This window comes from Stenotrophomonas sp. YJH_SMC_123, from assembly GCF_059368215.1.
The window spans coordinates 250,128-275,996 of the sequence record NZ_JCAFRM010000001.1; the positions used below are offsets into that span (position 1 = coordinate 250,128).

General features: G+C 67.1%; 27 protein-coding genes. 12 read left to right on the plus strand and 15 right to left on the minus strand.

The window, feature by feature from the left end:
- Window positions 1-113 precede the first annotated feature (113 nt).
- Together AC5P5W_RS01175 and AC5P5W_RS01180 are read left to right on the plus strand one after the other, a co-directional pair.
- The gene (locus AC5P5W_RS01175) at window positions 114-1,187 is read left to right on the plus strand and encodes a polyketide cyclase (protein WP_049406424.1); all 1,074 of its coding nucleotides are present in this window, start codon (window positions 114-116) and stop codon (window positions 1,185-1,187) included.
- Between the two features lie 104 nt (window positions 1,188-1,291).
- Complete coding sequence (locus AC5P5W_RS01180; RefSeq protein ID WP_014646356.1) at window positions 1,292-1,663, plus strand: DUF423 domain-containing protein; 372 nt, start codon at window positions 1,292-1,294, stop codon at window positions 1,661-1,663.
- Between the two features lie 154 nt (window positions 1,664-1,817).
- Here the strand turns inward: AC5P5W_RS01180 and AC5P5W_RS01185 are convergent, their stop codons facing one another.
- Genes AC5P5W_RS01185 through AC5P5W_RS01205 form a run of 5 tightly spaced genes read right to left on the minus strand, consistent with a single transcriptional unit; the run spans window position 1,818 to window position 4,516 of the window.
- On the minus strand, window positions 1,818-2,627 hold the full coding sequence (locus tag AC5P5W_RS01185) for a M15 family metallopeptidase (protein WP_197575236.1): 810 nt from the start codon (window positions 2,625-2,627) through the stop codon (window positions 1,818-1,820).
- A gap of 9 nt (window positions 2,628-2,636) precedes the next feature.
- Window positions 2,637-3,230, minus strand: coding sequence for a PH domain-containing protein (locus tag AC5P5W_RS01190; RefSeq protein ID WP_197575238.1), 594 nt, complete (start codon window positions 3,228-3,230; stop codon window positions 2,637-2,639).
- A gap of 3 nt (window positions 3,231-3,233) precedes the next feature.
- Window positions 3,234-3,413, minus strand: a complete 180-nt coding sequence (locus AC5P5W_RS01195; RefSeq protein WP_014646359.1) for a DUF4177 domain-containing protein — start codon at window positions 3,411-3,413, stop codon at window positions 3,234-3,236.
- Complete coding sequence (locus AC5P5W_RS01200; protein ID WP_014646360.1) at window positions 3,410-3,589, minus strand: type II toxin-antitoxin system antitoxin; 180 nt, start codon at window positions 3,587-3,589, stop codon at window positions 3,410-3,412. Before AC5P5W_RS01200 ends, AC5P5W_RS01195 begins: the two co-directional genes overlap by 4 nt.
- Before the next feature lie 45 nt (window positions 3,590-3,634).
- The gene (locus AC5P5W_RS01205) at window positions 3,635-4,516 is read right to left on the minus strand and encodes an SPFH domain-containing protein (protein WP_014646361.1); all 882 of its coding nucleotides are present in this window, start codon (window positions 4,514-4,516) and stop codon (window positions 3,635-3,637) included.
- A 137-nt stretch (window positions 4,517-4,653) separates the two neighbouring features.
- On the opposite strand from AC5P5W_RS01205, the gene purT reads away from it, so the two are divergent.
- Window positions 4,654-5,841, plus strand: coding sequence for a formate-dependent phosphoribosylglycinamide formyltransferase (purT, locus tag AC5P5W_RS01210; protein WP_014646362.1), 1,188 nt, complete (start codon window positions 4,654-4,656; stop codon window positions 5,839-5,841).
- An 84-nt stretch (window positions 5,842-5,925) separates the two neighbouring features.
- On the opposite strand, the gene AC5P5W_RS01215 is transcribed toward purT, so the two are convergent.
- Window positions 5,926-7,140 carry an endonuclease/exonuclease/phosphatase family protein gene (locus AC5P5W_RS01215; protein ID WP_197575240.1) on the minus strand — a complete coding sequence of 405 codons (1,215 nt, stop codon included), beginning with the start codon at window positions 7,138-7,140 and terminating at the stop codon, window positions 5,926-5,928.
- 38 nt (window positions 7,141-7,178) lie between these two features.
- A complete protein-coding gene (locus AC5P5W_RS01220) occupies window positions 7,179-7,934 on the minus strand; it encodes an arginyltransferase (RefSeq protein WP_032961379.1) in 756 nt (251 codons plus the stop codon).
- Between the two features lie 156 nt (window positions 7,935-8,090).
- Between AC5P5W_RS01220 and AC5P5W_RS01225 the strand changes: the two genes are divergently transcribed.
- Window positions 8,091-8,651 carry an EF-hand domain-containing protein gene (locus AC5P5W_RS01225; RefSeq protein ID WP_014646365.1) on the plus strand — a complete coding sequence of 187 codons (561 nt, stop codon included), beginning with the start codon at window positions 8,091-8,093 and terminating at the stop codon, window positions 8,649-8,651.
- Window positions 8,652-8,702: 51 nt separating this feature from the next.
- On the opposite strand, the gene AC5P5W_RS01230 is transcribed toward AC5P5W_RS01225, so the two are convergent.
- From AC5P5W_RS01230 to AC5P5W_RS01245, 4 genes are all read right to left on the minus strand, one after another.
- Window positions 8,703-9,920, minus strand: coding sequence for an RNA polymerase sigma factor (locus AC5P5W_RS01230; RefSeq protein ID WP_126411832.1), 1,218 nt, complete (start codon window positions 9,918-9,920; stop codon window positions 8,703-8,705).
- A 178-nt stretch (window positions 9,921-10,098) separates the two neighbouring features.
- Window positions 10,099-10,608 carry a pathogenicity-like protein gene (locus AC5P5W_RS01235; protein ID WP_046429517.1) on the minus strand — a complete coding sequence of 170 codons (510 nt, stop codon included), beginning with the start codon at window positions 10,606-10,608 and terminating at the stop codon, window positions 10,099-10,101.
- Between the two features lie 4 nt (window positions 10,609-10,612).
- Window positions 10,613-11,533 (minus strand): acyl-CoA thioesterase II, encoded by a 921-nt coding sequence (gene tesB, locus AC5P5W_RS01240; RefSeq protein ID WP_005408551.1) that lies wholly within the window; start codon window positions 11,531-11,533, stop codon window positions 10,613-10,615.
- An 87-nt stretch (window positions 11,534-11,620) separates the two neighbouring features.
- Window positions 11,621-12,397, minus strand: a complete 777-nt coding sequence (locus tag AC5P5W_RS01245; protein ID WP_014646368.1) for an enoyl-CoA hydratase/isomerase family protein — start codon at window positions 12,395-12,397, stop codon at window positions 11,621-11,623.
- Between the two features lie 34 nt (window positions 12,398-12,431).
- Between AC5P5W_RS01245 and AC5P5W_RS01250 the strand changes: the two genes are divergently transcribed.
- Window positions 12,432-12,878, plus strand: a complete 447-nt coding sequence (locus AC5P5W_RS01250) for a copper chaperone PCu(A)C (RefSeq protein WP_041863160.1) — start codon at window positions 12,432-12,434, stop codon at window positions 12,876-12,878.
- A 72-nt stretch (window positions 12,879-12,950) separates the two neighbouring features.
- On the opposite strand, the gene AC5P5W_RS01255 is transcribed toward AC5P5W_RS01250, so the two are convergent.
- From AC5P5W_RS01255 to uvrA, 3 genes are all read right to left on the minus strand, one after another.
- Window positions 12,951-13,676 (minus strand): hypothetical protein, encoded by a 726-nt coding sequence (locus AC5P5W_RS01255; RefSeq protein WP_014646370.1) that lies wholly within the window; start codon window positions 13,674-13,676, stop codon window positions 12,951-12,953.
- 97 nt (window positions 13,677-13,773) lie between these two features.
- Window positions 13,774-14,181, minus strand: a complete 408-nt coding sequence (locus tag AC5P5W_RS01260; protein WP_032956469.1) for an acyl-CoA thioesterase — start codon at window positions 14,179-14,181, stop codon at window positions 13,774-13,776.
- Window positions 14,181-17,174, minus strand: coding sequence for an excinuclease ABC subunit UvrA (uvrA, locus tag AC5P5W_RS01265; RefSeq protein ID WP_197574637.1), 2,994 nt, complete (start codon window positions 17,172-17,174; stop codon window positions 14,181-14,183). The genes AC5P5W_RS01260 and uvrA overlap by 1 nt, the downstream gene beginning before the upstream one ends.
- Window positions 17,175-17,492: 318 nt before the next feature.
- On the opposite strand from uvrA, the gene rplU reads away from it, so the two are divergent.
- From rplU to cgtA, 3 genes are all read left to right on the plus strand, one after another.
- Complete coding sequence (rplU, locus tag AC5P5W_RS01270) at window positions 17,493-17,801, plus strand: 50S ribosomal protein L21 (RefSeq protein WP_005408557.1); 309 nt, start codon at window positions 17,493-17,495, stop codon at window positions 17,799-17,801.
- Between the two features lie 18 nt (window positions 17,802-17,819).
- Window positions 17,820-18,083 (plus strand): 50S ribosomal protein L27, encoded by a 264-nt coding sequence (gene rpmA / locus AC5P5W_RS01275; protein ID WP_005408558.1) that lies wholly within the window; start codon window positions 17,820-17,822, stop codon window positions 18,081-18,083.
- A 193-nt stretch (window positions 18,084-18,276) separates the two neighbouring features.
- Window positions 18,277-19,329, plus strand: a complete 1,053-nt coding sequence (cgtA, locus tag AC5P5W_RS01280; protein WP_014646373.1) for an Obg family GTPase CgtA — start codon at window positions 18,277-18,279, stop codon at window positions 19,327-19,329.
- 166 nt (window positions 19,330-19,495) lie between these two features.
- On the opposite strand, the gene rpsT is transcribed toward cgtA, so the two are convergent.
- Complete coding sequence (rpsT, locus tag AC5P5W_RS01285) at window positions 19,496-19,765, minus strand: 30S ribosomal protein S20 (protein WP_005408560.1); 270 nt, start codon at window positions 19,763-19,765, stop codon at window positions 19,496-19,498.
- Window positions 19,766-19,882: 117 nt separating this feature from the next.
- On the opposite strand from rpsT, the gene murJ reads away from it, so the two are divergent.
- From murJ to lspA, 4 genes are all read left to right on the plus strand, one after another.
- The gene (murJ, locus tag AC5P5W_RS01290; RefSeq protein ID WP_032956397.1) at window positions 19,883-21,487 is read left to right on the plus strand and encodes a murein biosynthesis integral membrane protein MurJ; all 1,605 of its coding nucleotides are present in this window, start codon (window positions 19,883-19,885) and stop codon (window positions 21,485-21,487) included.
- 75 nt (window positions 21,488-21,562) lie between these two features.
- On the plus strand, window positions 21,563-22,510 hold the full coding sequence (locus tag AC5P5W_RS01295; protein ID WP_014646375.1) for a bifunctional riboflavin kinase/FAD synthetase: 948 nt from the start codon (window positions 21,563-21,565) through the stop codon (window positions 22,508-22,510).
- Window positions 22,507-25,338 (plus strand): isoleucine--tRNA ligase, encoded by a 2,832-nt coding sequence (gene ileS / locus AC5P5W_RS01300; protein ID WP_197574636.1) that lies wholly within the window; start codon window positions 22,507-22,509, stop codon window positions 25,336-25,338. Before AC5P5W_RS01295 ends, ileS begins: the two co-directional genes overlap by 4 nt.
- The gene (lspA, locus tag AC5P5W_RS01305; protein ID WP_014646377.1) at window positions 25,338-25,862 is read left to right on the plus strand and encodes a signal peptidase II; all 525 of its coding nucleotides are present in this window, start codon (window positions 25,338-25,340) and stop codon (window positions 25,860-25,862) included. The genes ileS and lspA overlap by 1 nt, the downstream gene beginning before the upstream one ends.
- Window positions 25,863-25,869 lie beyond the last annotated feature (7 nt).

Below are 25,869 nucleotides of genomic sequence, written 5' to 3' on the forward strand. Positions count from 1 at the left end.
CCGGCAGGGAAACCGGTGCGCCAATCCCGATAAACAATGCCCGCGAAGCCTGCTAGGATTGGCGCTTCGCTTCAATCAACCCGGCCGTGGGATCGGCCCCGGAGACTCTCTGAATGACCCGTATTATCGAGTTCCTGATCGCCTTGGGGATCGTGGCTGGCCTGTTCGTCATCATTGGCGTATGTCTGCCGGGCGAGCGTCACATCACCGAAAGCATCGAGACCAACCGCAAGATGACGATCGTGTACGACACGGTCAGCAGCCTGCGCCGCTTCAAGGACTGGAACCCGCTGGTACTGCGCGATCCCGCCGTTGAACTGAAGCTGTCCGGCCCGGCCTCCGGTACCGGTGCCACCCTCGACTTCACCTCCAAGGAGCTGGGCACCGGTTCCTGGAAGATCACCGAAGCCGAAGAGAACAAGCGTGTTGTGATCGCCATCGAAGACGCCACCAAGGGTCACGACAAGGTCACCACCTTCAACCTGGAGCCGACCGGCAAGGGCGGTCGCAACGTCAAGATCACCCAGGACTACTCGGTGAAGTACGGCTTCGACCTGTTCGGCCGTTACGCCGGCCTGTATGTCAGCCGCCAGATCGGCGATGACATCAAGCTGGGCCTGTCGCGCATCGCCAACATGCTCGCAACCGTGCCGAACGTGGACTACCGCACGCCGGAAGCCCCGCTGACCGACCTGGCCATCGTTGAAGTGCCGGCCGAGAACCTGCTGGTGGTCAACGCCGGCAACGTGGACCGCGGTCAGGACACCATCACCAAGTCCATCAAGGACAACCAGGAGTGGATCAAGCGCGTGATGGAGGCCAATGGCCTTGAAGCCGCCGGCCCGTTCCGCATCATCACCACCGACTTCGGCCAGGAGAAGTACGCCTTCGACATCGCCCAGCCGGTGAAGAAGAAGGGTGCTGAAGGTGCTGCTGCCGACGAGCTGACCGTCAAGATCGACGGCGGCGCTCCGGTCAAGTACGTGCACGTTGCTCCGCACCGTTCGGCGCATGCGGCCTACACCGGCCACATGGCGGGTCTGGACGTGGCCCGCAACGGCCTGCGTGCCTGGGCCGTGACTTCGGGCAACGAAGTCATCGACCGCCCGTACGAAACCTGGAAGGACGGCATCGACAAGTCGTTCACCCCGGAAGCGACCTACGACATCTACTGGGCCGTCAAGTAAGCCTCGGCTGACCCATGTAGTGTTGGACACGAAAACGCGCCGCTCATTGCGGCGCGTTTTTTTTGATCCGGCGCCCGGCAAGGGGCGCTGCGCAAGGAGCCCCCATGTTCAATCTCGAACGTCGTGCACGTAAGCCGTCCCTGCTCGCCTGCCTGGGGGCGCTGCTGGCCGCTGCCTCGATCGGCCTGTCCGCCTACGCCTCGCATGGCGTGGCCGATCCGCTGGCGCAGCAGCACCTGAACATGGCGGCGCTGTACGCGTTCGCGCATGGTGCGGTACTGGTGGCACTCGGGCCGCGCGCGCACGGGGCGATCGCACACCTGGCGCTGTACGTGCTGCTGCTGGGTGTGCTGTTGTTTTCAGGCAGCCTGGTGGGCGGGGCGCTGTGGCAGTGGCCGACGCGGATGGCGCCGATCGGTGGCACCAGCATGATGGCCGGCTGGGTGGTGCTGGCGATCAATGCGTTGAGGCGGTGACGGCAATCCGGGTACAGCCGAGCATGGCTCGGCACGACATGGGGGCGTTGCGCGGCAGCTGCTGTAGAGCCGAGCCATGCTCGGCTTCGAGCGAAGCGGCCCGCTTTTGTCTTCGCTCTCTCGTTCCATTCCGCGTGCGGGCGCCACGAGGGGCTCAGCTGTTGGCCGGCCTCCAGCACCAGTGCCAGGGTTCGTAGACGATGCCGTGCGGGTTGTCGCGTGGGTAGCTCAGATGGAAGCCATGCCCGCCGGCATGCACCTGCAGCCAGGCGAACGCGTCGGTGGCTTCAAATGATTCCTCGGCCGGGGCATCGCCCGGTGTGCCGATGTCCAGCGCGTGGCCGCTGTGGTGTTCGCTGAAACCCGGGGCGGCATTGACCTTCAGGATCTCCGCCACGCTCAGGCCGCGCGCCAGTTTCCGTTCAAAGATGCCCAGCTGGTAGGCATGGCTGCGGAAGCCGGAAATTGCGTCGAGCGCGATGCCCTCCCGTGCCGCCTGCAGGCGCATCCGCCGCCATCCCTGCGCGGCGCCACGGCGCAGCCACAGCGGGCGGCCGAAGCGGTCACGGCCGGCGAAGTGCAGCAGGCACGGTTCGGGCTCCAGTGGCAGGCCGCTGTCGTCGGCATAGCGCTGTGCATCCAGGCCCAGTTGCTGCAGGCGTTGCTGCAGCCCGGCCAGCGGCAGCCACTGTTCCTGCAGCGCAGCGCCGAACGGACGTGCCGCCGCTGCATCGAGCAGCGCCAGTGCGTCCTCGGCCCCGGGCTCGCGCGGCAGGCGTGGCACCAGCGAATGCACGCCATGCGTCGTTACCGCCGCCAGGTAGCGGCCATCGCGCTTGCGCCGCAGCACCCACTGTGCCTGCGACAGCAGACGGGCATCCAGGTTGCTTCGTGCGCGCAGCAGGTGGGCGGGCCACAGCTCGATGGCCTCGGTATTGATCAGCAGGGGGGCGCGTCGTTGCATCGCCGCAGCTTACCGCCGAGGCGCCGGTGCGGCCACCTTGCGCAGTGCGTCCAGCAGCACCTGCGGCCGCTCCAGGCTGAGCAGCAGCGTGCTGCCATCGCTGACCGGCAGGGCGAGAACGCGCGTGCGGTCGGTGACCAGCGCGAACCCCTTGCTGCCGCCCTGCAGGCGGAAGTGGCCGGAATAGAAGCCCGGCATCGCATAGCCATTGGTCTTGAAACGAATGCCATAGCGGCGGTCACGCTGCAGGTCGACCACCTCGGCCTGGTCCAGCCGCAGCTGTGCCACCGGAACGCGGCGGCGGTACATCGTCGAGCGCACGTCCAGCACGTCGTCGGCTAGTTCCACCCGGCGGCGGAAGAACGCCGCGCCCAACCCGATGCCGAGCGCGGCGATCACCAGCAGGCTCCAGGCGGCACTGCCGCCCATCCGGAACCAGGGCGGCGACAGCGTCACTTCGATCCAGGGCGCCGTGGCCGGTGCCTTGTACAGCTGCGCATACAGGCAGGCCACGAAGGCGGCGAGCAGGGGCAGCACGATCCACAGCACGCGCAACGGCGAACTCTCGGCCACCTCGTACTGCTTTGGATCGCTGGCACCCATGGCTCAGGCCTCCTTCTTGAATACCAGCATCGCCGGGCGCATCGGTGCGGGGATGATGATGTTGACCAGCTCCCAGCCCAGTTGGCCCTGGCGGCTCAGTTCGCTCTGGATGTCCTCGGCCTTGAGCTGGCCCATCATGGACGTCTTGACCTCGATCGTCTGGTAGCTCCAGCGCTTGCTCATTCCTTGTCCCCCGAAGATGGCGTGGGTTTCGGCAGGCGTCCTGCCTTGCGCAGGGCGTCGCGCAGCACGTATTCGATCTGTGCGTTGAGGCTGCGCAGCTCGTCGTCAGCCCAGCGTTGCGCGGCGGCCAGGACGTCGGCATTGATGCGCAGCGGGTAGGCTTTCTTCTCACTCATGCAAGCTCCTGGCGGGGTGGTGGGGCACCCCGTTGCGAGGGTGGTTCAGTACAGCGAACCGGCGTTGACGATCGGCTGGGTACCGCGGTCCGAGCACAGCACGGTCAGCAGGTTGCTGACCATGTGCGCCTTGCGTTCTTCATCCAGCTGCACCACGCCGTTCTTCTGCAGTTCGGCCAGGGCCATTTCAACCATGCCCACCGCACCGGCCACGATGCGCGTGCGTGCGGCGATCACCGCGTTGGCCTGCTGACGCTGCAGCATCGCCTGGGCGATTTCGGCGGCGTAGGCGAGATGGCTGATGCGTGCGTCGATCACCTGCACGCCGGCGTCGGCCAGGCGTTCGGCCAGCTCGTTCTTCAGGTGCTGGGAGATCTCGCTGGCATGGCTGCGCAGGGCCAGCTGGCCATCTTCGTGCTGGTCGTAGGGATAGCTGGTGGCCATCGCACGCAGCGCCGATTCGGACTGGATGTGCACGAAGCTCTCGTAGTCGTCCACGTTGTAGACGGCCTCGGAGGCGTCGACCACCTGCCAGACGATCACCGCGGCGATCTCGATCGGGCTGCCGTCCAGCTCGTTGACCTTCAGCTTGCCGCTCTCGAAGTTGCGCACGCGCTGGCTGACCCGGCGCTTGGCAAAGAAGGGGTTGTTCCAGCGCAGGCCGTTGTCCTTCACCGTGCCCACGTACTTGCCGAACAGGCTAAGGACCGCCGCCTGGTTGGGCTGGATGGTGTACAGACCGGCCAGGATGAACACGCCCAGCGCCACCAGCAGGGCGCCCAGCAGCATCAGCAGCAGGCTGGGCGAGCCGGTGCTGGCCTTGGCCGCCACGCCCACCACGAACAGGGCGGCGCCGGCGAGGCCGACGAGCAGGGCGCCGACCAGCGTGCCGAGGCCGTTGAGGGAAGACAGCGACTTCTCTTTCATGGCGGTACGTCCTTGAGGGTTCAAATTTAAGATATCAAAGTGATATCACCTGTCCACTACCGTTCGTCGGATGCCATGGTCAGGGTGCCCGGCCAGCTAGAATGCCCTCCCGCCTTCACATCGCTGCTGGAACCGCCATGGCCAAGCTTGGAACGCCGTTGTCCCCCTCCGCCACCCGCGTGCTGCTGCTGGGCTCGGGCGAACTCGGCAAGGAGGTGGCCATCGAGCTGCAGCGGCTGGGCGTGGAGGTGATCGCCGCCGATCGCTATGCCGACGCCCCGGCCATGCAGGTCGCGCACCGCTCGCACGTGATCGACATGCTCGATGCGATGGCGCTGCGGGCGCTGATCGCCCAGGAGCAGCCGCACCTGGTGGTGCCGGAAATCGAGGCCATCCACACCGAGACCCTGGTCCAGCTGGAACAGGAGCAGGGCCTGCGGGTGATCCCGACCGCGCGCGCCGCACGCCTGACCATGGATCGCGAAGGCATCCGTCGCCTGGCCGCCGAAACCCTGGGACTGCCGACCTCGCCGTACCGCTTCGTCGATACCGAGGCGGAATACCGTGCTGCCGTCGCCGCCATCGGCCTGCCGTGCGTGGTCAAGCCGGTGATGTCGTCCTCGGGCAAGGGCCAGAGCACCCTGCGCAGCGAGGCGGACATCGCCCCGGCCTGGGACTACGCGCAGACCGGTGGCCGCGCCGGTGCCGGCCGCTGCATCGTCGAAGGCTTCATCGATTTCGATTACGAGATCACCCTGCTGACCGTGCGCCATGCCGGTGGCACCTCGTTCTGTGCGCCGATCGGCCATCTGCAGAAGGATGGCGACTACCGCGAAAGCTGGCAGCCGCAGCCGATGTCGAGCGCGGCACTGGCGCGTGCCGAAGAGATTTCGCGCGCGATCACCGATGACCTCGGCGGCTGGGGCCTGTTCGGCGTGGAGCTGTTCGTGAAGGGCGACGAAGTGTGGTTCAGCGAAGTGTCGCCGCGCCCGCACGACACCGGCCTGGTGACGCTGGTATCGCAGGAGTTGAGCGAGTTCGCGCTGCATGCGCGCGCCATCCTCGGCCTGCCGATCCCGGTGATCCGCCAGAGCGGCCCGTCGGCGTCGTGCGCGCTGTTGGCACACGGCGAGGGCGTGCCGTACTTCAACAACGTCGCCGCTGCATTGCAGGTGCCGGATACTGCCGTACGCCTGTTCGGCAAGCCGAGCGTGCATGGCCATCGCCGCGTCGGTGTCACCCTGGCGCGCGCGGAAACCATCGACGAGGCGCGCGCCATCGCGCGAGATGCCGCCGACGCCATCGGCGTCGAACTGCGACCGTAAAGCAAAAAAGGGGACGGAGGGGATTAAGTCGTTTGTGCCACAAACGACTTAATCCCCTCCGTCCCCTTTTCAGGGCCGTCGACTCTACCGCACGTCCACCCACACCAGGTGGTGGTCGCTGCCGTCGGCGATCTTCGCTTCCGGGCTTTCATTGGCCGGCCAGAAGATACCGCTGCCGACATATTCGAAACCGGTCGAGGGCAGTACGTAGTCCAGGCGCATCGTGCCGGATTTCGGGCCGAAATCGCCGGTGGCATGGAACGGTGCGCCATTGCGCTCGATGCCCTTGGCCGCATAGGCCAGGCTGGTCTGCTCGCCACCGACGCTGCGCGGGGTGGGGTAGCGCAGCACGCGGGCGTTCTCGATCAGTTCGACGATCGCCTCATGGCGGCCATCACCATCGACCGGGTCGTTGTTGAGGTCGCCGAGGATCACGAAGCGCGCGTCCTGGGCCAGGCCGCCGCACTGACCCTTGTCGTCGCACAGCCATGGCTTGTCACCCTTGGACAGGTATTCCTGCCACAGGCGCAGCTCGTCATGGTTGCGCGCCGCGTTGCGCTTTTCCGGGCCGTCGAACACCGGCGGGGTCGGGTGCGACACCAGCGCGTGCACCACGCCGGCCGGGGTCTTCACCGGCACGTCCCAATGCGACTTCGACGACAGGCGCAGCTGCGACCACACATGGTCGTTGTAGAAGCTCTGGCCGGTACGTGGGTCGACCGGGCGGATCGCGCCGGGCATCGCGCTCCACTTCAGTAGCTGGAAGCTGCGCACCCTGGCTTCGTCGATCGGGTAGCGCGACAGCACCAGCATGCCGTACTGGCCCGGGTGCAGGCCGTAGCCCCAGGCATCGTTGCCGCGGCTGCGGCCTTCGCCACCGACCACGCCGTTGTTGTCCAGGTCCAGGCCGCTGGGCACGCCGGTGTTGACCGGTGCCAGATAGCGGTAGGCGAAGTGCAGCGGTTTGCCGCCACCGGGCTGGGCGACCTCCAGGTAGCGCTTCTGGAACAGGTCGGCGGCGCGATGGGCGTCGTCGAAGTCGAATTCGTTCAGCAGCACCAGGTCCGGGCGCACCTGCTGCAGCACTGCGGCGATCTTGCGCGCGTGTTCGCTGTCGCCTTCCAGCTCCTTGATCAGGCCACCGGCGTCATCGGAGTACAGCGAGGTGTTGTAGGTGGCCAGGCGCAGCGCAGCGGACGGCTTTTCGGTCATCGCAGGGGACGTGGCGAAGGCAGGGGCGGTGGCGCCGCAGAGCAGGGCCAGGGCGAGGATCAGGGGATGGCGGCGGGTCATGTTCATGGGCCGTATTGTGCACCCGGCCCGGTGTCAGCGGTTTGTCAACGCCCGTCCAGATCCTTGTCGAAATCGTGCCAGCGGCGGCCATCGTAGGCTTCCAGCGGATGGAAGCGGCGCTTGTAGTCCATCTTCTGGTGGCCGCGGATCCAGTAGCCCAGATACACGTGCGGTAGGCCCTCGCGGCGCGCCCACTCGATCTGCTGCAGGATCGCGAAGGTGCCCAGCCCGCGCGCGGCGTGGTCCGGGTCGAAGAAGGTGTAGACCGCCGACAGGCCGTGCTCGGTGACGTCGGTCACCGCTACCCCCAACAGCTGGCTGGGCTGGCCGTCGTGGCCGGGCAGGCGCATCTCCATGAAGCGGGTGTGCGACCAGCTGCCGATCAGGAACTGCTCGAACTCGTGCGGGCCGTGGTCGTCCATGCCGCCGTTGGCATGGCGGTGGGTGAGGTAGCGGTGGTACAGCGCGAACAGGTCATCGCGGGCGGTGGCGGCGGTGATCCGCACCTCCAGGTCGTCATTGCGGGTGGCACAGCGGCGCTGGCTGCGGTCCGGGGCGAAGCGGGCCACCGGGATGCGCACCGCCACGCAGGCCTGGCAGTGCGCGCAATGCGGCCGGTAGACCAGGTCGCCGCTGCGGCGGAAGCCCCAGCTCAGTGCCAGTGGATAGAGTGCGCCGAGGCGGCGGTCGTTCGGGTCCAGCACCAGGTCGCGTGCCACCCGGTCCGACCAGTACCCGCAGGGGTGCTCGCCGGTCTGGAAAAGTCGCAGTTCGTCGTCTCTGTCGCCATGTATCGCCATGGGCACAGCATAGCCCCAGGTTGTCGCAGTGGCGGCGACTGTCCGCCGGATGAATGGAATCGGCAGTAGCGTCAACCGACGTCGCGCCCGGGCGTTGTTGTCCCCCGAGGGTGAAGTGATCACCCCGACGCTGTTCCCATTCCCAGGAGTGACCTCATGATCCGTACCCCCCTGCTGCTGGCCCTGCTGCTCGGCACCTCCGCATCCGGTATCGCGCTGGCGGCCGACACCCCGGCCACGCCGGCACCGCGCCCGGCCAAGCTGGACACCAACGGTGACGGCGTGATCGACCGCAGCGAGGCGGCCGCCAACCCGCGCCTGGCCGCGAAGTTCGACGAGCTGGACAAGAACAAGGACGGCAAGCTCTCGCGCGACGAGCTGCCGCGCTGGCAGCATGGCCGTCGTGGCCACGGCGGTGAGCGCTGGGCCGCGCTGGACGTCAACAAGGATGGCCGCATCAGCCGCGAGGAAGCCAAGGCCGATCCGCGCCTGGCCGCGCGCTTCGACCAGCTTGATCTGAACAAGGACGGCTACCTGGACAAGGCCGACCGCGAGCTGCGCATGAAGCAGCATCGTGATGCCTGGTTCGCCGCCGCCGACACCAACAAGGACGGCCAGCTGAGCAAGGCCGAGTTTGATGCGGCCAAGGGCCCGATGCATGGAGGCCCGCGCCATGGCGGTCCGCGCGACGGCGGCGCACCGAAGCCGCAGCGCTGAGGGTCAATGCAGTGATGACGACAACGCCGGCGGCACTGCCGGCGTTGTCCGTTACAAGCGGCCGCTGCGCATCAGCGAGTACGCCACAAGCGCAATGACCATCAGGTTCATGGCGATGATGGCGGTGCGGCCGTACATCGATTCGAACTTCCAGTTGATGCCGGTTCGCCCGCGCCGCGCCGAATCGCGCGCGATCATCGGCGCCATCACCCGCTGCAGCGTCACCAGGCACTGGTAGTTGACCACGCCCAACCCGACCGCCAGCACCGTCAGCTGCGTCCAGACCGGTGCCTGCAGCACCACAGCCAGCAGGATTGCCAGGCACCAGAACATGCCGGTGGTGATGTTGAGGTAGAGGAAGCGGCGCACATCGGCCCGCTCTGCCGCAGTTTCGGTGTACGACATCAGGAAGCGCCCGCCGAGATAGCTGCCGATCGCGCCACCGGCAACGCCACCAATGACCGCCCCCCAGCTTTCGGCCGGCAACACATGCAGCTGGCCCAGGGTGGCGGTCAACGAGCCCATCGCGGTTCCACCGGCAACGCTGGCGCCGCCGAGGCCGAGCTTGCTGCCGCCGATGCCGACGCCGGTGCCGAGCAGCACCGCTGCACTGGCGGTGCCGGGCGCGGCCACCAGCACCATCGACACCACGGCGGTGGCGAATGCAGCGCTCGGCGCGCTGCTGCGGGCGAATTCACCGAAGCGCTGCAGCAGGCCTTCGCGCACCAGGGCACGTGCACGCGACAGGCGCTTGCGCACGGCCGCATCGCTGAGCCCGAGCAGGTCGGCGACCTGCTGCGAGCGCTGTCCTTCGCGGTAGTACAGCAACAGGACTTCGCGGCTGTCGGCGGGCAGCGCGGAGATGATGTCCTCGGCGGCGATCTCCTCTTCCACCCGCTGCAGGCGATCGGCCGCACCTGGGGCCGGGTCGGCGGCCATGCCCATCGCCACCTCCGCGGCCTCGCCGGTCAGCGGCCGGCCGCGTTGCGCACGCAGCCAGTCGCGGGCCAGGTTGCGGGTGATCTGCCGCAGCCAGGGCAGGAAGCTGGTCGCGCTGCGCAGCTGGTGCAGCTGCTGCCAGCCCTTCACGAAGGCCTCCTGGGCGATGTCCTCGCTGGCCTGGCGGTCGCGGGTGATGGCCAGGGCGATGGCGGTGACCGTGTTCTGGCAGGCCAGCACGATACGGCCGTAGGCGTGCTGGCAACCGCTGGCGGCGGCGGGCAGTTCGCGTTCCAGGGTCTGGTCGATCGATGCGGCGAACGTCGTCATGGCGGCGGCTCTCCTGCTGGGATTGTGTCCCATGACGGAGCCGCGCGCCCAATGTGACCGACTTTCTGTGCTGACAAAAAAGGGGACGGAGGGGATTAAGTCGTTTGTGCCACAAACGACTTAATCCCCTCCGTCCCCTTTTTGCAGTTGCCGGCCAGCGGCGGGTACGACCCGTGGGTTATTTCGATGGCTGGATACGGACCCGGACTTCTTCCTCTTCCGGTGCGGCCTGCGGGGCCGGTTGCGCCTGCTGCGGCTGGGCCTGCGGGGCAGGGGCCGGTGCTGCCGGGGCCGGGGCATCGCGATGGCGCAGGCCGATCACCAGCGCCACGCCGGCGATCACCACCAGCAGGGCGATGCGGATGCGCCAGGCCCAGCTGCGGCCGCCGCTGCCCTGTTCCGGCGTGTCGCGGAAGGCGAACTCGGCGGTCGGATGGTCGCGGCGGGTGGTGTCGAGCAGGCGCGCCTCACGCAGGATCTCGCGTGCACGCGGCTGGTCGTCGGCGCGCACGATCCATACCGCCGGGTAGGCGTTGGCGTTGCCGAGGTCGGTATAGCTGAACTGGCCGCGGCGACGGGTCTTGTACGAGCGCCCGTTGGTCACCTTGACGTCGATGCCATGCCCGCGCAGGAGCTCGGCCACGCCTTCGACGGTTTCCACGCGCTGGCTGCTGAAGATCTGGCGCATGGGTTTACTCCTTGGCCGGCACGGCGGCCGCGGCAGCCTGGTCGGGAACCACGCGGATCAGGCCCTCCTGCGCGGTGCTGGCCACCAGCACACCATTGCGGGTGAAGAACTGGCCGCGGGCCAGGCCGCGCGAATCCTGCGCGCTGGGGCTGTCCAGCGAGTACAGCAGCCAGTCGTCGGCACGGAACGGGCGGTGGAACCAGATCGCGTGGTCGAGCGAGGCCATCTGCACGTGCGGGTGGTAGTAGCTGATGCCGTGCGGGAACGTCGCCGTGCCCAGCAGGTGGAAGTCCGAGGCATAGGCCAGCAGGGCCTGGTGCAGTTCCGGAGCATCGCCGACCGGCTCGCTCAGGCGCAGCCACACCTGGTGGTAGGGCGGGCGCTTGGGCGGGTTCAGTTCGTCGCGCGGGTAGACGTGGCGGAATTCGAACGGGCCGCCGCGCGACAGCCAGCGCTGCACCTTGATCGGCAGCCGCTCCAGCACTTCGGCCGGCAGCGGCCGGTTCGGTTCGATGTCTTCCGGCTGCGGCACTTCGGGCATCTTGTGCTGGTGCTCGGCGCCGGTCTCGGCCTGCTGGAACGATGCCGCGCAGAAGAAGATCACCTTGCCGTGCTGGATCGCGGTGACCCGGCGCACCGAGAAGCTGCCGCCGTCGCGGGTACGGTCCACGTCGTAGACGATCGGGTGGTCGATGTTGCCGGCGCGCAGGAAATAGGCGTGCAGCGAGTGCACGTGGCGGCCGTTGTCGACCGTGGCCTGTGCCGCGGCCAGCGCCTGGCCCAGCACCTGCCCGCCGAACACGTACTTGGTGCCGATGTCGCGGCTCTGCCCGCGGAACAGGTTGTCCTCCAGCCGCTCCAGCGTGAGCAGGTCGATCAGCTCGGAGACGACGGGTTCGGGCGTGTCGTTCAAGGGGGCGGCCACAGCAGTGAAAGAGGGCCTGATTATACCGGTCAGGGGTCAGATCCCTTTCGCCCGGCGAAAGGGATCTGACCCCGGGCGGGGCAACCGCTATTTGCCCAGCCGGGCTACCAGGGCCTGCAGGGCGTTCTGTGCGTCCGGGGCGAACCAGGCCTCGACGAAACGGTCGAGCTGGATCAGGTCCGGCTGCAGCGCCACGTGCAGGTCGGCGCGGGCGATGGCGCGGGTCAGCAGCATCGGCTGGCGCGGCTGCCTGAGCAGGTCCTGCAGCCAGGCAATCGCGCGTGCCACCACCAGGTCCCCCTCTGCCAGCTCATCCACCAGGCCGATCTGCACCGCCTGTTCGGCCGGTACCAGCGAACCGGTGGTCAGCAGCACGCCGGCGCGGTGCACGCCCACCGCACGGCGCAGCAGGCGCTGGATGCCCTCCGGCGCGATCAGGCCCACCTGCACCTCGTTCAGGCCGATGGCATATGGCCGCGACGGATCGGCGCTGCGGGCCATCACCCGGTAGTCGCAGCACAGGGCCAGCACGCAGCCGCCCGCCGGGGCGTGGCCGGTGATCGCCGCGACCACCGGGATGCGGCTCTCGGCCAGCGTGCGTACGGCGCCAAAGAAGGCGTTCCAGGTGTCCAGCAGCTTGTGCTTGTCATCGCCATGCGAGAGCAGGTGCGGCACGTCCATGCCGCCGGTGAAGATGCGCTCGCTGCCCGACAGCACGATGCCGTGCGCGTCTTCGGCCATGGCCAGCTCGATGGCATGGATCAACTGCCGGCACAGGTCGGTGTCCAGTGCGTTGACCGGCGGCCGCGCCAGGCGCAGTTCGCGGATGGGGCCATGGTTGATCACCTCGATGAGCGTCGTCATGCTGCGGTCTCGTTGCGAAGAAGGAACCTGGGCGATGATAACCAAACCATTCGTTGGCGTACTGTGGCTTCTGTGTGCGGCCGCAGCATCGGCCTCGGCGGCGGAATCGGGCTGCGTCACGGTGGATCAGGGCTGGGCGCGGTTGCCACCGAATCCGGCAATGCCGATGACCGCTGGCTACGGCGTCATCCACAACGGCTGCGGCAAGGCGGTGGTGATCACCGGCGCGACCAGCAGCAGTTTCAATGATGTGTCGCTGCACGAAACCACGATCACGGATGGGGTCAGCCGGATGCGCGCGATCGAGCGCCTGCCGCTGGCGCCGGGTGCACGTGCCGAGCTCAAGCCCGGTGGCCTGCACCTGATGCTGATGCAGGGCAAGGGCGCGCTGAAGGAGGGGCAGGCGGTGCCGCTACGGCTGCAGCTGGAAGGCGGCGGCGAAGCAAGTGCGACGCTGGCCGTACGCAAGGCTGCGCCGTAGCGGGATGGTCGTGCCGGCCGCTGGCCGGCAGCACGGGCAATGCCGGCCAGCGGCCGGCACTACCACAGGGCCTTACGACCAGTCGTACGAGAACAGCACGGTGCGGCTTTCCGGCTCGTACAGCATCACGATCGCATCGGCGCCGGTGGCGCACCAGTTGTAGCCGGCTACGCCGGCCACGGCGAAGAACTTGTTGCCGTTGCGGGTGATGATCACCGTTTCGGCATCGTCCGCAGCGTTTGGGTCATCGGCAGCGTCGGTGAAGCCCAGTTCGAAGGCCGCGGGAATCTCCGCGGTCTCGGTCCAGTTGCCGAAGCCTATCGGTCCGCCCAGCGTATCCAGGTAGTCGCGTTCGCTGGCCTCACCCTTGCCGTAGCGCGAGTAGCAGGCGAGACGACCGTGCGCGGCATGGTAATCGCGGGCCTTGGCGTAGCTGTCGCGCATCTGCGCGATGTGCTCCTGCGCATCCTTGTCCTGCACCGCCTCGCCGATGAAATAGCCCTCATTGCCGAGGAAGCGCATCTCGTTGCCGGCGGTCAGTTCGAAGGCGATCCAGTTGGTGCCGGTGAAATCGTTGTGGTGTTCTTCGGTGGTCTCGCCGATGCAGCCGTCGTACGGCTCGATCGGGCACAGCATCGTCGCCACCTGGCCGGCCAGTTCCGGCCGCAGCACGCCCAGGTCAATCTTCAGCAGCGGCAGCAGGTGCTGGCCGAGCCAGGCCTGGTCGGCGGGAAAGACGTCGGTGGGGAAGGGGACCATGCCGGGCAGCAGGTCGCGCAGTTCAGTCTGGTGGATCATGTCAGTCCATTGAATGGGATCGGTAGTGCCGGCCGCTGGCCGGCAACCTCATTGCAGCCAAAGCGTGCCGACCAAGGTCGGCACCTACCAGGGCGCGTCAAGTGGAGGCGCTGCGGATCGCCTCCGGCAGCGGCGCGCTCTTGCCGGTCTGCGTATCCATCCACACCACCACCACGTTGCCGTCGGAATACAGCTTCGACGCGTCCTGCTGGTCGACGATGCGGTGGCCGATGGTCACGCTGCTGTTGCCCAGGCGCTCGACGAACAGCTCGACCAGTATGTCGTTGGGCCACACGATCGGCAGCCGGTAATTGACGTTGGTCGCGGCCACCACCGGTGCGATGCGGTCGGTCATCGATACGCCGTCCACGCCCAGCATCCAGCGCACGCGCGCTTCTTCCAGGTAGGAAATGTACTTGGCGTTGTTGACGTGGCCCATGCTGTCCATGTCACGCCAGCGCACGCTGATCGGGATGCGGGCCAGGATCTTGTGTTCGCTGCTCATCAGGCGTCCTTCTTCTTCGATGTGCTCTTGCTGGCCTTGCCGGTGCTCTTGGCGGCCGCGGCCTTCTTGGCAACCTTGGCCGGCTTCTCAGGCTTCACCTTGCGTGGCGGGCGGGCGTCGGGCTTGTTGGCCACGGCGGCCGGCTGTTCCGGGCGCGCGTTGGTGGACGGCAGCATGCGCGCCAGGAACTGGCCGGTATACGACTGCGGACAGGCCGCCACGTCTTCCGGCGTGCCGGTGACCAGGATGGTGCCACCGCGGTGGCCGCCTTCCGGACCCAGGTCGACGATCCAGTCGGCGGTCTTGATCACGTCCAGGTTGTGCTCGATCACCACCACCGTGTTGCCTTCGTCGCGCAGCTTGTGCAGCACGCCCAGCAGCGCTTCGATGTCGTGGAAGTGCAGGCCGGTGGTCGGTTCGTCGAGGATGTACAGGGTGCGGCCGGTATCGCGGCGCGACAGTTCCTTGGACAGCTTCACGCGCTGTGCTTCACCACCGGACAGCGTGGTCGCGCTCTGGCCCAGTTTGATGTAGCTCAAGCCGACGTCGACCAGGGTTTCCAGCTTGCGTGCGATCGACGGCACCGGTTCGAACAGCTTCAGTGCATCCTCGACGGTCATTTCCAGCACGTCGTTGATGTTGAAGCCCTTGTACAGGATCTCGAGCGTCTCGCGGTTGTAGCGCTTGCCATGGCAGACGTCGCAGGGCACGTACACGTCCGGCAGGAAGTGCATCTCCACCTTGATCAGGCCGTCGCCCTGGCAGGCTTCGCAGCGGCCACCGCGCACGTTGAAGCTGAAACGGCCCGGCGAATAGCCACGCGCACGCGCTTCGGGCACCTGTGCGAACAGTTCGCGCAGGGGGGTGAACAGGCCGGTGTAGGTGGCCGGGTTCGAACGCGGGGTGCGGCCGATCGGTGACTGGTCGATGTCCACCACCTTGTCGAACAGGTCCAGGCCATCGATCTCCTTGTACGGGGCGATCGGGTGCGAGGAACCGTTGATCTCGTTGGCGGCCAGCGAGAACAGGGTGTCGTTGATCAGGGTGGACTTGCCGGAGCCGGACACACCGGTCACGCAGGTCAGCAGGCCCGACGGAATCGCCAGGTCCACACCCTTGAGGTTGTTGCCGCTGGCCCCGCGCAGGTGCAGGGTCATCTTCGGGTTCGGCTTGTGCCGGCGCGCGGGGATCTCGATCGCGCGCTTGCCCGACAGGTACTGGCCGGTCAGCGAGCGCGGTGCCTCCAGGATGTCCTGCAGGGTGCCCTGGCCGACGATCTCGCCGCCATGCACGCCCGCGCCCGGGCCGATGTCCAGCACGTAGTCGGCCAGGCGGATCGCATCCTCGTCATGCTCGACCACGATCACCGTGTTGCCGAGGTCGCGCAGGCGGGTGAGGGTGCCGAGCAGGCGCTCGTTGTCGCGCTGGTGCAGGCCGATCGACGGCTCGTCGAGCACGTACATCACGCCGACCAGGCCGGCGCCGATCTGGCTGGCCAGGCGGATGCGCTGTGCCTCGCCACCGGACAGGGTGTCGGCCTTGCGTTCCAGGGTCAGGTAATCCAGGCCCACATCGACCAGGAAGCCGAGGCGCTCACCGATTTCCTTGACGATCTTCGCGGCGATCTCGCCACGCCAGCCCGGCAGGCTCAGTTCGCTGAAGAACTTCAGCGCCTCGTCGATCGGCAGCACCACCAACTCCGGCAGCGGGCGGTCGGCCACGAACACGTTGCGTGCCGCTTTGTTCAGGCGCGCGCCATGGCATTCCGGGCACGGCTGTTCGCTGATGTACTTGGACAGCTCTTCGCGCACCGCCGGCGATTCGGTTTCCTTGTAGCGGCGCTCGAGGTTGGGAATGATGCCCTCGAAGCGGTGCTTGCGCTGGGTGCGGCCACCGGCTTCGGTGAAGTAGGTGAAGGTGATCGCCTCATCGCCGCTGCCGTACAGCACGGCCTGCTGCACGTTCTGCGGCAGCGAGTTCCATGCCGCGTCGACGTCGAACCGGTAGTGCTTGGCCAGCGAGGCGATCAGCTGGAAGTAATAGGCGTTGCGGCGGTCCCAGCCGCGCACCGCGCCGGCGGCCAGCGACAGCTCGGGATGCACCACCACGCGCGAAGGATCGAAGAATTCGGCCATGCCCAGGCCGTCGCAGCCGGGGCAGGCGCCCATCGGTGCGTTGAACGAGAACAGGCGCGGTTCCAGCTCCGGCAGCGAGTAATCGCAGACCGGGCAGGAGTACTTGGAGGAGAACAGCGTCGGCGAAGCGTCGGCACTGTCCAGGCTCTGCACCGAGGCCATGCCGTCGCCCAGCTTCAGCGCGGTCTCGAAGCTCTCGGCCAGGCGCTGCTTGATGTCCTCGCGCGGGCGGAAGCGGTCGATCACCGCCTCGATGGTGTGCTTCTGGCGCAGCGCCAGCGGCGGCACCGCATCGATTTCATGCAGCTCGCCGTCCACGCGCACGCGCACGAAACCCTGCGCGCGCAGCTGGTCGAACACCTGGGCATGCTCGCCCTTGCGGTCGCGGATGACCGGGGCCAGCAGCATGTAGCGCTGTTCCGGGTCCAGGGTCAGCACCTGGTCGACCATCTGGCTGACCGTCTGCGCCTCCAGCGGATAGCCGTGGTCCGGGCAGCGCGGGGTGCCGACGCGGGCGTACAGCAGGCGCAGGTAGTCGTAGATCTCGGTGATCGTGCCGACCGTCGAACGCGGGTTGTGCGAGGTCGACTTCTGCTCGATCGAGATCGCCGGGGACAGGCCCTCGATGTGGTCCAGGTCCGGCTTTTCCATCACGCTCAGGAACTGGCGCGCATAGGCCGACAGCGACTCGACATAGCGGCGCTGGCCTTCTGCATAGATGGTGTCGAACGCCAGCGAGGACTTGCCCGAGCCGGACAGGCCGGTGATCACGATCAGCTTGTCGCGGGGCAGGTCGAGGTCGAGGTTCTTCAGGTTGTGCGTCCGCGCGCCGCGGATGCGGATGAAATCCATCGCCATGGGGGATCCGGTTGTGGGGGCGTTGGCTGGGTGCCGGGCCAGCAGGGAACGGCAATCGGTCAGCCTACCGAGGTGACCAGATGGGGGCAATGGGCGACAATGCCAGCCCGATGTCTCATCTGGTGAGACAGGCCGTCAGGCAGGGGTCAGATCCCTTTTCACGGGGTGAAAAGGGATCTGACCCCGTTCCGGAGCCGTCCCCCCGCGGCGTTCGGGGGTTGACTTGACCCGCGCCCGCTGATCTGCGTACAATTCCGCTCCTGTCCGCCCTCGATGGCGGCAGCTCAGACCACAATAACTACAGAGGAAGGCCTGGTCATGTACGCAGTACTGGTCACCGGCGGTAAGCAATACCGCGTGGCGCAGGGCGAAAAGCTCCGCATTGAAAAGCTCGAAGTCGAAGTCGGCAGCGAGATCAAGTTTGACAACATCCTGATGCTGGGTGACAGCGACGGCGTGAAGCTGGGCGATGCGCTGAAGGGCGCTGCCGTCACCGCCAAGGTCCTGTCCCAGGGTCGTGCTGACAAGGTCCGGATCATCAAGTTCCGTCGCCGCAAGCACCACATGAAGCGTCAGGGTCACCGTCAGTACTACACCGAAATCGAGATCACCGGCATCGCCGGCTAAGCATCAGGAGAAGCAGTCATGGCACATAAAAAGGGCGTAGGCTCCTCGCGCAACGGTCGCGACTCCAACCCGAAGTACCTGGGCGTCAAGATCTTCGGCGGCCAGGCCATCGAAGCCGGCAACATCATCGTGCGTCAGCGCGGCACCCAGTTCCACCCGGGCACCGGCGTTGGCCTGGGCCGTGACCACACCCTGTTCGCCCTCGTGGACGGCAAGGTGGAGTTCTCGGTCAAGGGCGCCAAGAAGCGTCGCACCGTCAGCATCGTCTCGGCCGACGCCTGATCCAGGCATCGCCGGCACCCGTGCCGCGGCATGGCCGTGCTGGATGAAGAGCACGCTGCATGGAGAGCCCCGCTTCGGCGGGGCTTTTCGTTAGAGTTGAAGCAAGACCGGCTGGGCCGGGTTGCCGGCCCGCGGCCGGCATGACATTCAAGGTGGCGGCCAACAGGTCGCGCCCATCGCAGGCATCGAAACAATGAAACTGGTAGACGAAGCAGAAATCGAAGTGTTCGCCGGCAACGGCGGCAACGGCTGCATTGGCTTCCGTCGCGAGAAGTTCATTCCGCTCGGCGGCCCGGACGGCGGCGACGGCGGTGCGGGCGGCAGCGTGTACATCCGCGCCGACGAAAACCTGAACACCCTGGTCGACTTCCGCCATGAGCGTATCTTCAAGGCGCAGCGCGGCGAGAACGGCATGGGCCGCCAGGCCTATGGCAAGGGCGGCGAAGACCTGACCATCACCGTGCCGGTCGGCACCGTGGTCATCAACGTTGCCACCGATGAAGTCATCGGCGACCTGACCCAGCACGGCGACCGCCTGCTGGTGGCCAAGGGCGGTCGCGGTGGCCTGGGCAACATGCACTTCAAGAGCTCGACCAACCGCTCGCCGCGCCAGGCGCTGCCAGGCGAGCCGGGCGAAGAGCGCACGTTGAAGCTGGAGCTGAAGCTGCTGGCCGATGTCGGCCTGCTGGGCTTCCCCAACGCCGGCAAGAGCACCCTGATCCGTGCCGTTTCGGCGGCAACGCCGAAGGTGGCCGATTACCCGTTCACCACGCTGTACCCGAACTTGGGCGTGGTGAAGGTGGAGAACCACCGCAGCTTCGTGATCGCCGACATTCCGGGCCTGATCGAAGGCGCTGCGGACGGCGCCGGCCTGGGTGCGCAGTTCCTGCGCCACCTGCAGCGCACCCGCCTGCTGCTGCACCTGGTGGACATCTCGCCGATGGAAGGCGGCGTGGAGGGCATTTCGCCGGTGGAGCAGGTGCGTGCGATCGAACGCGAGCTGGAGAAGCACGATCCGGAGCTGCTGAACAAGCCGCGCTGGCTGGTGCTGAACAAGGCTGACCTGATGTTCGAAGACGAGGCGCAGGCCGCGGCCGAGCAGATCGTCGCCGAGCTGGGCTGGAAGGAGCCGTGGTTCCTGGTTTCCGCGCTGGGCCGCGAAGGTACCTTCCCGATCATGAGCCGGATCATGGCCTTCTTCGATCGCCAGAAGGAAGACGAGCTGGAAGCCCGCAACGCGCAGTGAATGCCGTTGTGGTTCCATGCGGAAAACCCGGCTTCGGCCGGGTTTTTCATTTGGTAGTGCCGGCCGCTGGCCGGCAATCCCGGTGAACCGCAGGCAACAAAAAACCCGGCCGGGGCCGGGCTTTTGTCTGCTGCCCAACCCCGAAGGGCAGGGCGGCAACGCCGGATCAGGCGGCCTTGAGGGCCTTGATGCGGTCGTTCAGGCGGCTCTTGTGGCGAGCAGCCTTGTTCTTGTGGATCAGGCCACGCGCGCTGAAGCGATCCAGGATCGGCTGGGCAACGGCGAAGGCGGCTTCGGCGCCGGCGGCATCGTTGGCGTCCAGCGCCTTGATCACTTTCTTGACAGCGGTGCGCAGCATCGAGCGCTGAGCCACGTTGCGCGCGTTGCGCACGACGGTCTGCTTGGCGCGCTTCTTGGCGGACTTGATATTGGCCACGGTGGTGGTTTCCTGAAAAAATCGGTGTTATGGGAACAGCAAGCTAGCTAGTATGATGGCCCGAGAAATGCACGTCAAGTCGATTGTCAAGAGGGACGCTGAGTGAGTTCACCGAAGATGTTGCGGGGCCTGCTGTCGTTCAGCAGCATGACCATGGTCTCGCGGGTTCTCGGACTTGTCCGGGATCAGGTGATCACTACCACGTTCGGCACCAATGCGGTTACCGATGCGTTCTGGGTTGCCTTCAGGATACCCAATTTCCTGCGCCGGTTGTTCGCGGAGGGGTCCTTCTCCACCGCCTTCGTGCCGGTGTTCACCGAGGTGAAGGAGACCCGCAGCCACGCCGAACTGCGTGAGCTGATGTCCCGGACCGCCGGCACCCTGGGCGGGGTGCTGATGCTGGTCACCGCCCTGGCGCTGATCTTCGCGCCGCAGCTGGCGGTGGCATTCTCAAGTGGTGCTGACACCGACCCGGTCAAGCAGACCCTGCTGGTCGACCTGTTCCGCCTGACCTTCCCGTTCCTGCTGTTCGTGTCGCTGACCGCGCTGGCCGGCGGTGCGCTGAACAGCTTCCAGCGCTTCGCGATGCCGGCGCTGACCCCGGTCATCCTCAACCTGTGCATGATCGCCGGTGCGCTGTGGCTGGCGCCGCGGCTGGGCGGCACCCCGGAGAAGCAGATCCTGGCGCTGGGCTGGGCGGTGCTGGCGGCCGGTCTCCTGCAGCTGCTGTTCCAGCTGCCCTCGCTGAAGGGCATCAACCTGCTGACCCTGCCGCGCTGGGGCTGGAACCATCCGGGGGTGCGCAAGGTGCTGACGCTGATGGTGCCGACGCTGTTCGGTTCGTCGGTGGCGCAGATCAACCTGCTGCTGGATACCCTCATCGCGGCCAAGCTGACCGACGGCTCGCAGTCCTGGCTGTCGCTGGCCGATCGCTTCCTGGAGCTGCCGCTGGGTGTGTTCGGCGTGGCGCTGGGCACGGTGATCCTGCCGGCGCTGGCCCGCCACCACGTCAGCACCGACCGCGAAGGCTTCTCGCGCTCGCTGGACTGGGGCCTGCGCATGACCCTGCTGATTTCCGTGCCGGCGATGCTGGGCCTGGTGCTGCTGGCCGAGCCGCTGATCGCCACCCTGTTCCAGTACCGCCAGTTCACCGCGTTCGATACCCGCATGACCGCGCTGTCGGTGTACGGCCTGAGCTTCGGCCTGCCGGCGTTCGCCCTGCTCAAGGTGGTGTTGCCGGCCTTCTACGCCCGCCAGGACACCAAGACCCCGGTGCGTGCCGGCGTGGCCGCGCTGGTGGCCAACATGGTGTTCAACTTCGCGCTGCTGGCCGTGCTGTACCAGGTGATGGTGCCCGACGCGCTGAAGGCGCAGGGCGTGATGGCGGCGATCGGCAAGCAGCCGGGCCTGCACCTGGCGCTGGGCATTGCCAGTGCGCTGTCCAGTTACCTGAACCTGGGCCTGCTCTGGTACTGGCTGGGCAAGACCGACGTCTACCAGCGGCGGCCGGGCTGGGGCGGCTATCTGGTGCGGCTGGGGGTGGCCTGCGTGGCCATGGTCGGCGTGCTGCTGGCCCTGCTGCACTGGGTCCCCGACTTCACCGGCATGGACAAATGGCACCGTATCGGTGGCCTGATGCTGCTGGTCGGCGGCGGCGGCGCGACCTACGCGGTGGCCATGCTGGCGATGGGCTTCCGCCCGCGCGACCTGCGCGGGCATTGATCGCGGTCCGTGGCGGCTATACTTCAGGGTTACACCATTGAAGCGGCGGCCCCGGTCGGGCCGGAACGAGAGTTGATGAGCAGGCTGTTCAGAAGCGTCGAGGGCGGGGAGCTGTTCCCCAACGGAAGCGTGGTCTGTATCGGTGCATTCGACGGCCTCCACCTGGGCCATCGTGCGCTGGTCCGCCACGCGGTTGCCCGCGCGCGCGCCTTGGGCGTGGCCGCAGTGGCCGTGGCATTCGAGCCGCTGCCGCGCGAATTCTTCGCCCAGGGCACGCCGCCGCCGCGGCTGACCCTGGCGCGCAGCAAGGTCGAGATCCTGCGCGAGCTCGGCGTCGATGCGATCGGCCTGCTGCGTTTCGACGCGGCGATGGCGGCGATGCCGGCCGAGACCTTCGTGCGCCGGTTGCTGGTGCACCGGCTGGGCGCCCGCGAAGTGTGGATCGGGCCCGAGTTCTGCTTCGGCAACCGCCGCCGCGGTGATCTGGCACTGCTGCAGGAGATGGGCGCCGAACTCGGCTTCACCGCGGGCGAGATCGAAGCGGTGGACCTGCATGGCGAGCGCATCTCCAGCACCCGCATCCGCCAGCTGCTGCAGGAGGGCGATTTCGCCCGCGCCAACGACCTGCTCGGCCGCCCCTACGCGATCAGCGGGCGGGTGGTGCGCGGGCGCCAGCTCGGCCGTACGCTGGGCTTCCCCACCGCCAACCTGCGCTTCCCGAAGACCCCGGCACTGTCGGGCATCTACGCGACCTGGGTGCACGGCGTGTTCGACCAGCCCTGGCCTTCGGTGTCCAGCTTCGGTACGCGGCCGACGGTGGAGGGCGTGGAGCCGCTGCTGGAAGCCCACCTGTTCGATTTCCAGGGCGACCTGTACGGCCGCCACATCGACGTGGAGTTCGTCGCCAAGCTGCGCGACGAAGAGAAATTCAATGATCTGGCGGCGCTGACCGACCAGATGCACCGCGACGCCGAACAGGCGCGCGCCATCCTTTCCGAACATAGATTGCGAGCCACTGCGTGAGCCAGGACTACAAGACCACCCTGAACCTGCCAGCCACCGAATTCCCGATGCGCGGCGACCTGCCCAAGCGCGAGCCGGGCATTCTGGCGCGGTGGGAAGAGCAGGGGCTCTACCAGCAGCTGCGCGACAACGCCGCCGGCCGCCCGCTGTTCGTGCTGCATGACGGCCCGCCATACGCCAACGGCCGCATCCACCTGGGCCACGCGGTCAACAAGATCCTGAAGGACATCATCGTCAAGTCGCGCTACCTGGCCGGCTTCGATGCGCCCTACGTGCCGGGCTGGGACTGCCATGGCCTGCCGATCGAGATCGCGGTCGAGAAGAAGTGGGGCAAGGTCGGCACCAAGCTTGACGCCGTCGAATTCCGCCAGAAGTGCCGCGAGTTCGCCGAAGAGCAGATCAACATCCAGCGCGTGGACTTCAAGCGCCTGGGCGTGACCGGTGACTGGGACAACCCGTACAAGACCCTGAGCTTCGATTTCGAAGCCAACGAGATCCGCGCGCTGGCCAAGGTCGTGGCCAACGGCCACCTGGTCCGCGGCGCCAAGCCGGTGTACTGGTGCTTCGACTGTGGCTCGGCGCTGGCCGAGGCCGAGATCGAGTACCAGGAAAAGGAATCGCCGGCGATCGACGTCGCCTACGCTGCACGCGATGCGCAGGCCATCGGCCAGGCGTTCGGCGTGAGCGTGCCGGTCGACGTCGAAGTGGCCGTACCGATCTGGACCACCACGCCGTGGACGCTGCCGGCCTCGCTGGCGGTGTCGCTGGGCGCGGAGATCAACTATGTGCTGGCCGAAGGCCCGGCCCACAACGGCAAGCGCCGCTGGCTGGTGCTGGCCGCGGCCCTGGCCGAGCGCGCGCTGCAGCGCTATGGCGTGGACGAAGTGGTGCTGCACGGTGAAACCACCGGCGCTGCGCTGGAAAACCAGCTGCTGGCGCATCCGTTCTACCCGGAGCGCGAGATCCTGGTGCTCAATGGCGACCACGTCTCCGACGAGGACGGTACCGGTGCGGTGCACACCGCCCCCGGCCACGGCCAGGAAGACTTCGTGGTCAGCCAGAAGTACGGCCTGCTGGACAAGTACAACGCTGGCCAGGTCACTCCGATCGACGGCCGCGGCGTGTACCTGGAATCGACCCCGCCGGCCGGTGACGTGGTGCTGGCTGGCCAGCACCTGTGGAAGGCGCAGGAGGCCATCGTCGGCGTGCTGCGCGACAACGGTTCGCTGCTGGCGTTCCATCCGATCCGCCACAGCTACCCGCACTGCTGGCGCCACAAGACGCCGGTGGTGTTCCGCGCCACCCCGCAGTGGTTCATCTCGATGGACAAGGGCAACCTGCGCAACGATGCGCTGGCCGCCATCGACACCGTCGGCTGGTTCCCGACCTGGGGCAAGGCGCGCATCCAGAGCATGGTCGACGGTCGCCCGGACTGGACCATCTCGCGCCAGCGCACCTGGGGCGTGCCGATCGCACTGTTCACCCACCGCCAGACCGGCGAGATCCATCCGCGTTCGGTGGAGCTGATGCAGCAGGTCGCCGACCGCGTCGAAGCCGAGGGCATCGACGTGTGGTATTCGCTGGACGCCGCCGAACTGCTCGGTGCCGACGCGGCCGACTACGAGAAAGTCACCGACATCCTCGACGTCTGGTTCGATTCGGGCGTGACCCATGAAGGCGTTCTCGCCGCGCGTGGCTTCGGCAAGCCGGCCGACCTGTACCTGGAAGGGTCCGACCAGCACCGCGGCTGGTTCCAGTCCTCGCTGCTGACCGGCGTGGCGATCGACAAGCGCGCCCCGTACAAGCAGTGCCTGACCCACGGCTTCACCGTGGACGAGCACGGCCGCAAGATGTCCAAGTCGCTGGGCAACGGTATCGAGCCGCAGGACATCATGAACAAGCTGGGCGCGGACATCCTGCGCCTGTGGATCGCCTCGGCCGACTACAGCAACGAGATGTCGCTGTCGCAGGAGATCCTCAAGCGCAACGCCGACGCCTACCGCCGCCTGCGCAACACCGCGCGCTTCCTGCTCGGCAACCTGGACGGTTTCGACCCGGCGCTGCACCTGCAGCCGCTCGAGCAGATGGTCGCACTGGACCGCTGGATCGTGCACCGCGCGTGGGAGCTGCAGGAGAAGATCAAGGCGGCCTACGACGGCTACAACATGGCCGAGATCGTGCAGCTGCTGCTGAACTTCTGCAGCGTGGACCTGGGCTCGCTGTACCTGGACGTGACCAAGGACCGCCTGTACACGATGCCGACCGATTCGCACGGTCGCCGTTCGGCGCAGAGCGCGATGTACCACATCGCCGAAGCGTTCACCCGCTGGGTGGCGCCGATCCTGACCTTCACCGCCGACGAGCTGTGGGGCTACCTGCCGGGCGAACGCGCCGGCCACGTGCTGTTCACCACCTGGTATGACGGCCTGGCGCCGTTGCCGGCCGATGCCCAGCTCAATGCCGCCGACTTCGACCAGCTGCTGGCCGTGCGCGAGCAGGTGGCCAAGGTGCTCGAGCCGATGCGCGCCAACGGTGCGATCGGTGCGGCGCTGGAAGCGGAGATCACCATCGCCGCCAGCGAAGAACAGGCCGCGCGCTGGCAGCCGCTGGCCGATGAACTGCGTTTCCTGTTCATCAGTGGCGACGTGCAGGTGCGCCCGGCGACCACCGACGAGGTGTTCGTCAGCGCCCAGCCGACCACCAAGGCCAAGTGCGTGCGCTGCTGGCACCACCGCGCCGACGTCGGCAGCAACGCCGACCATCCCGAGCTGTGCGGCCGTTGCGTGAGCAACGTGACCGGCGCCGGCGAAGTGCGGAGCTGGTTCTGATGGCCGCGCCCCGTCCGCATCCGAACGCCCTGGTCTGGCTGCTGCTGTCGGTGGCCATCATCGGCCTGGACCAGTGGTCCAAGGCCTGGGTGCTGTCCAGCCTGCCGGAGTTCCAGCCGGTGGTGGTCATCGACGGCTTCTGGAACTGGTACCGCACCTACAACACCGGCGCGGCATTCAGTTTCCTGAGCGACGCCGGTGGCTGGCAGAAGTACTTCTTCACCGCGCTGGCGATCGCCATCAGCGGGCTGATGGCCTGGTGGCTGCGCGGCACCGCCCGCGGCAACTGGAAGGCCGCGGTGCCGTATGCGCTGATCATCGGCGGTGCCATCGGCAACGTGATCGACCGCCAGGTGCACGGCCACGTGGTCGACTTCATCCAGTGGTACGTGGGCAGCTACACCTGGCCCTCGTTCAACATCGCCGACTCGGCCATCGTGGTGGGTGCCATCGGCATCGCCCTGTTTGGCCTGTTCGACGGCAAGTCCGCCAAAAAGGCGGATAATGCCAACCCGAAACCGTAAGCCGGCT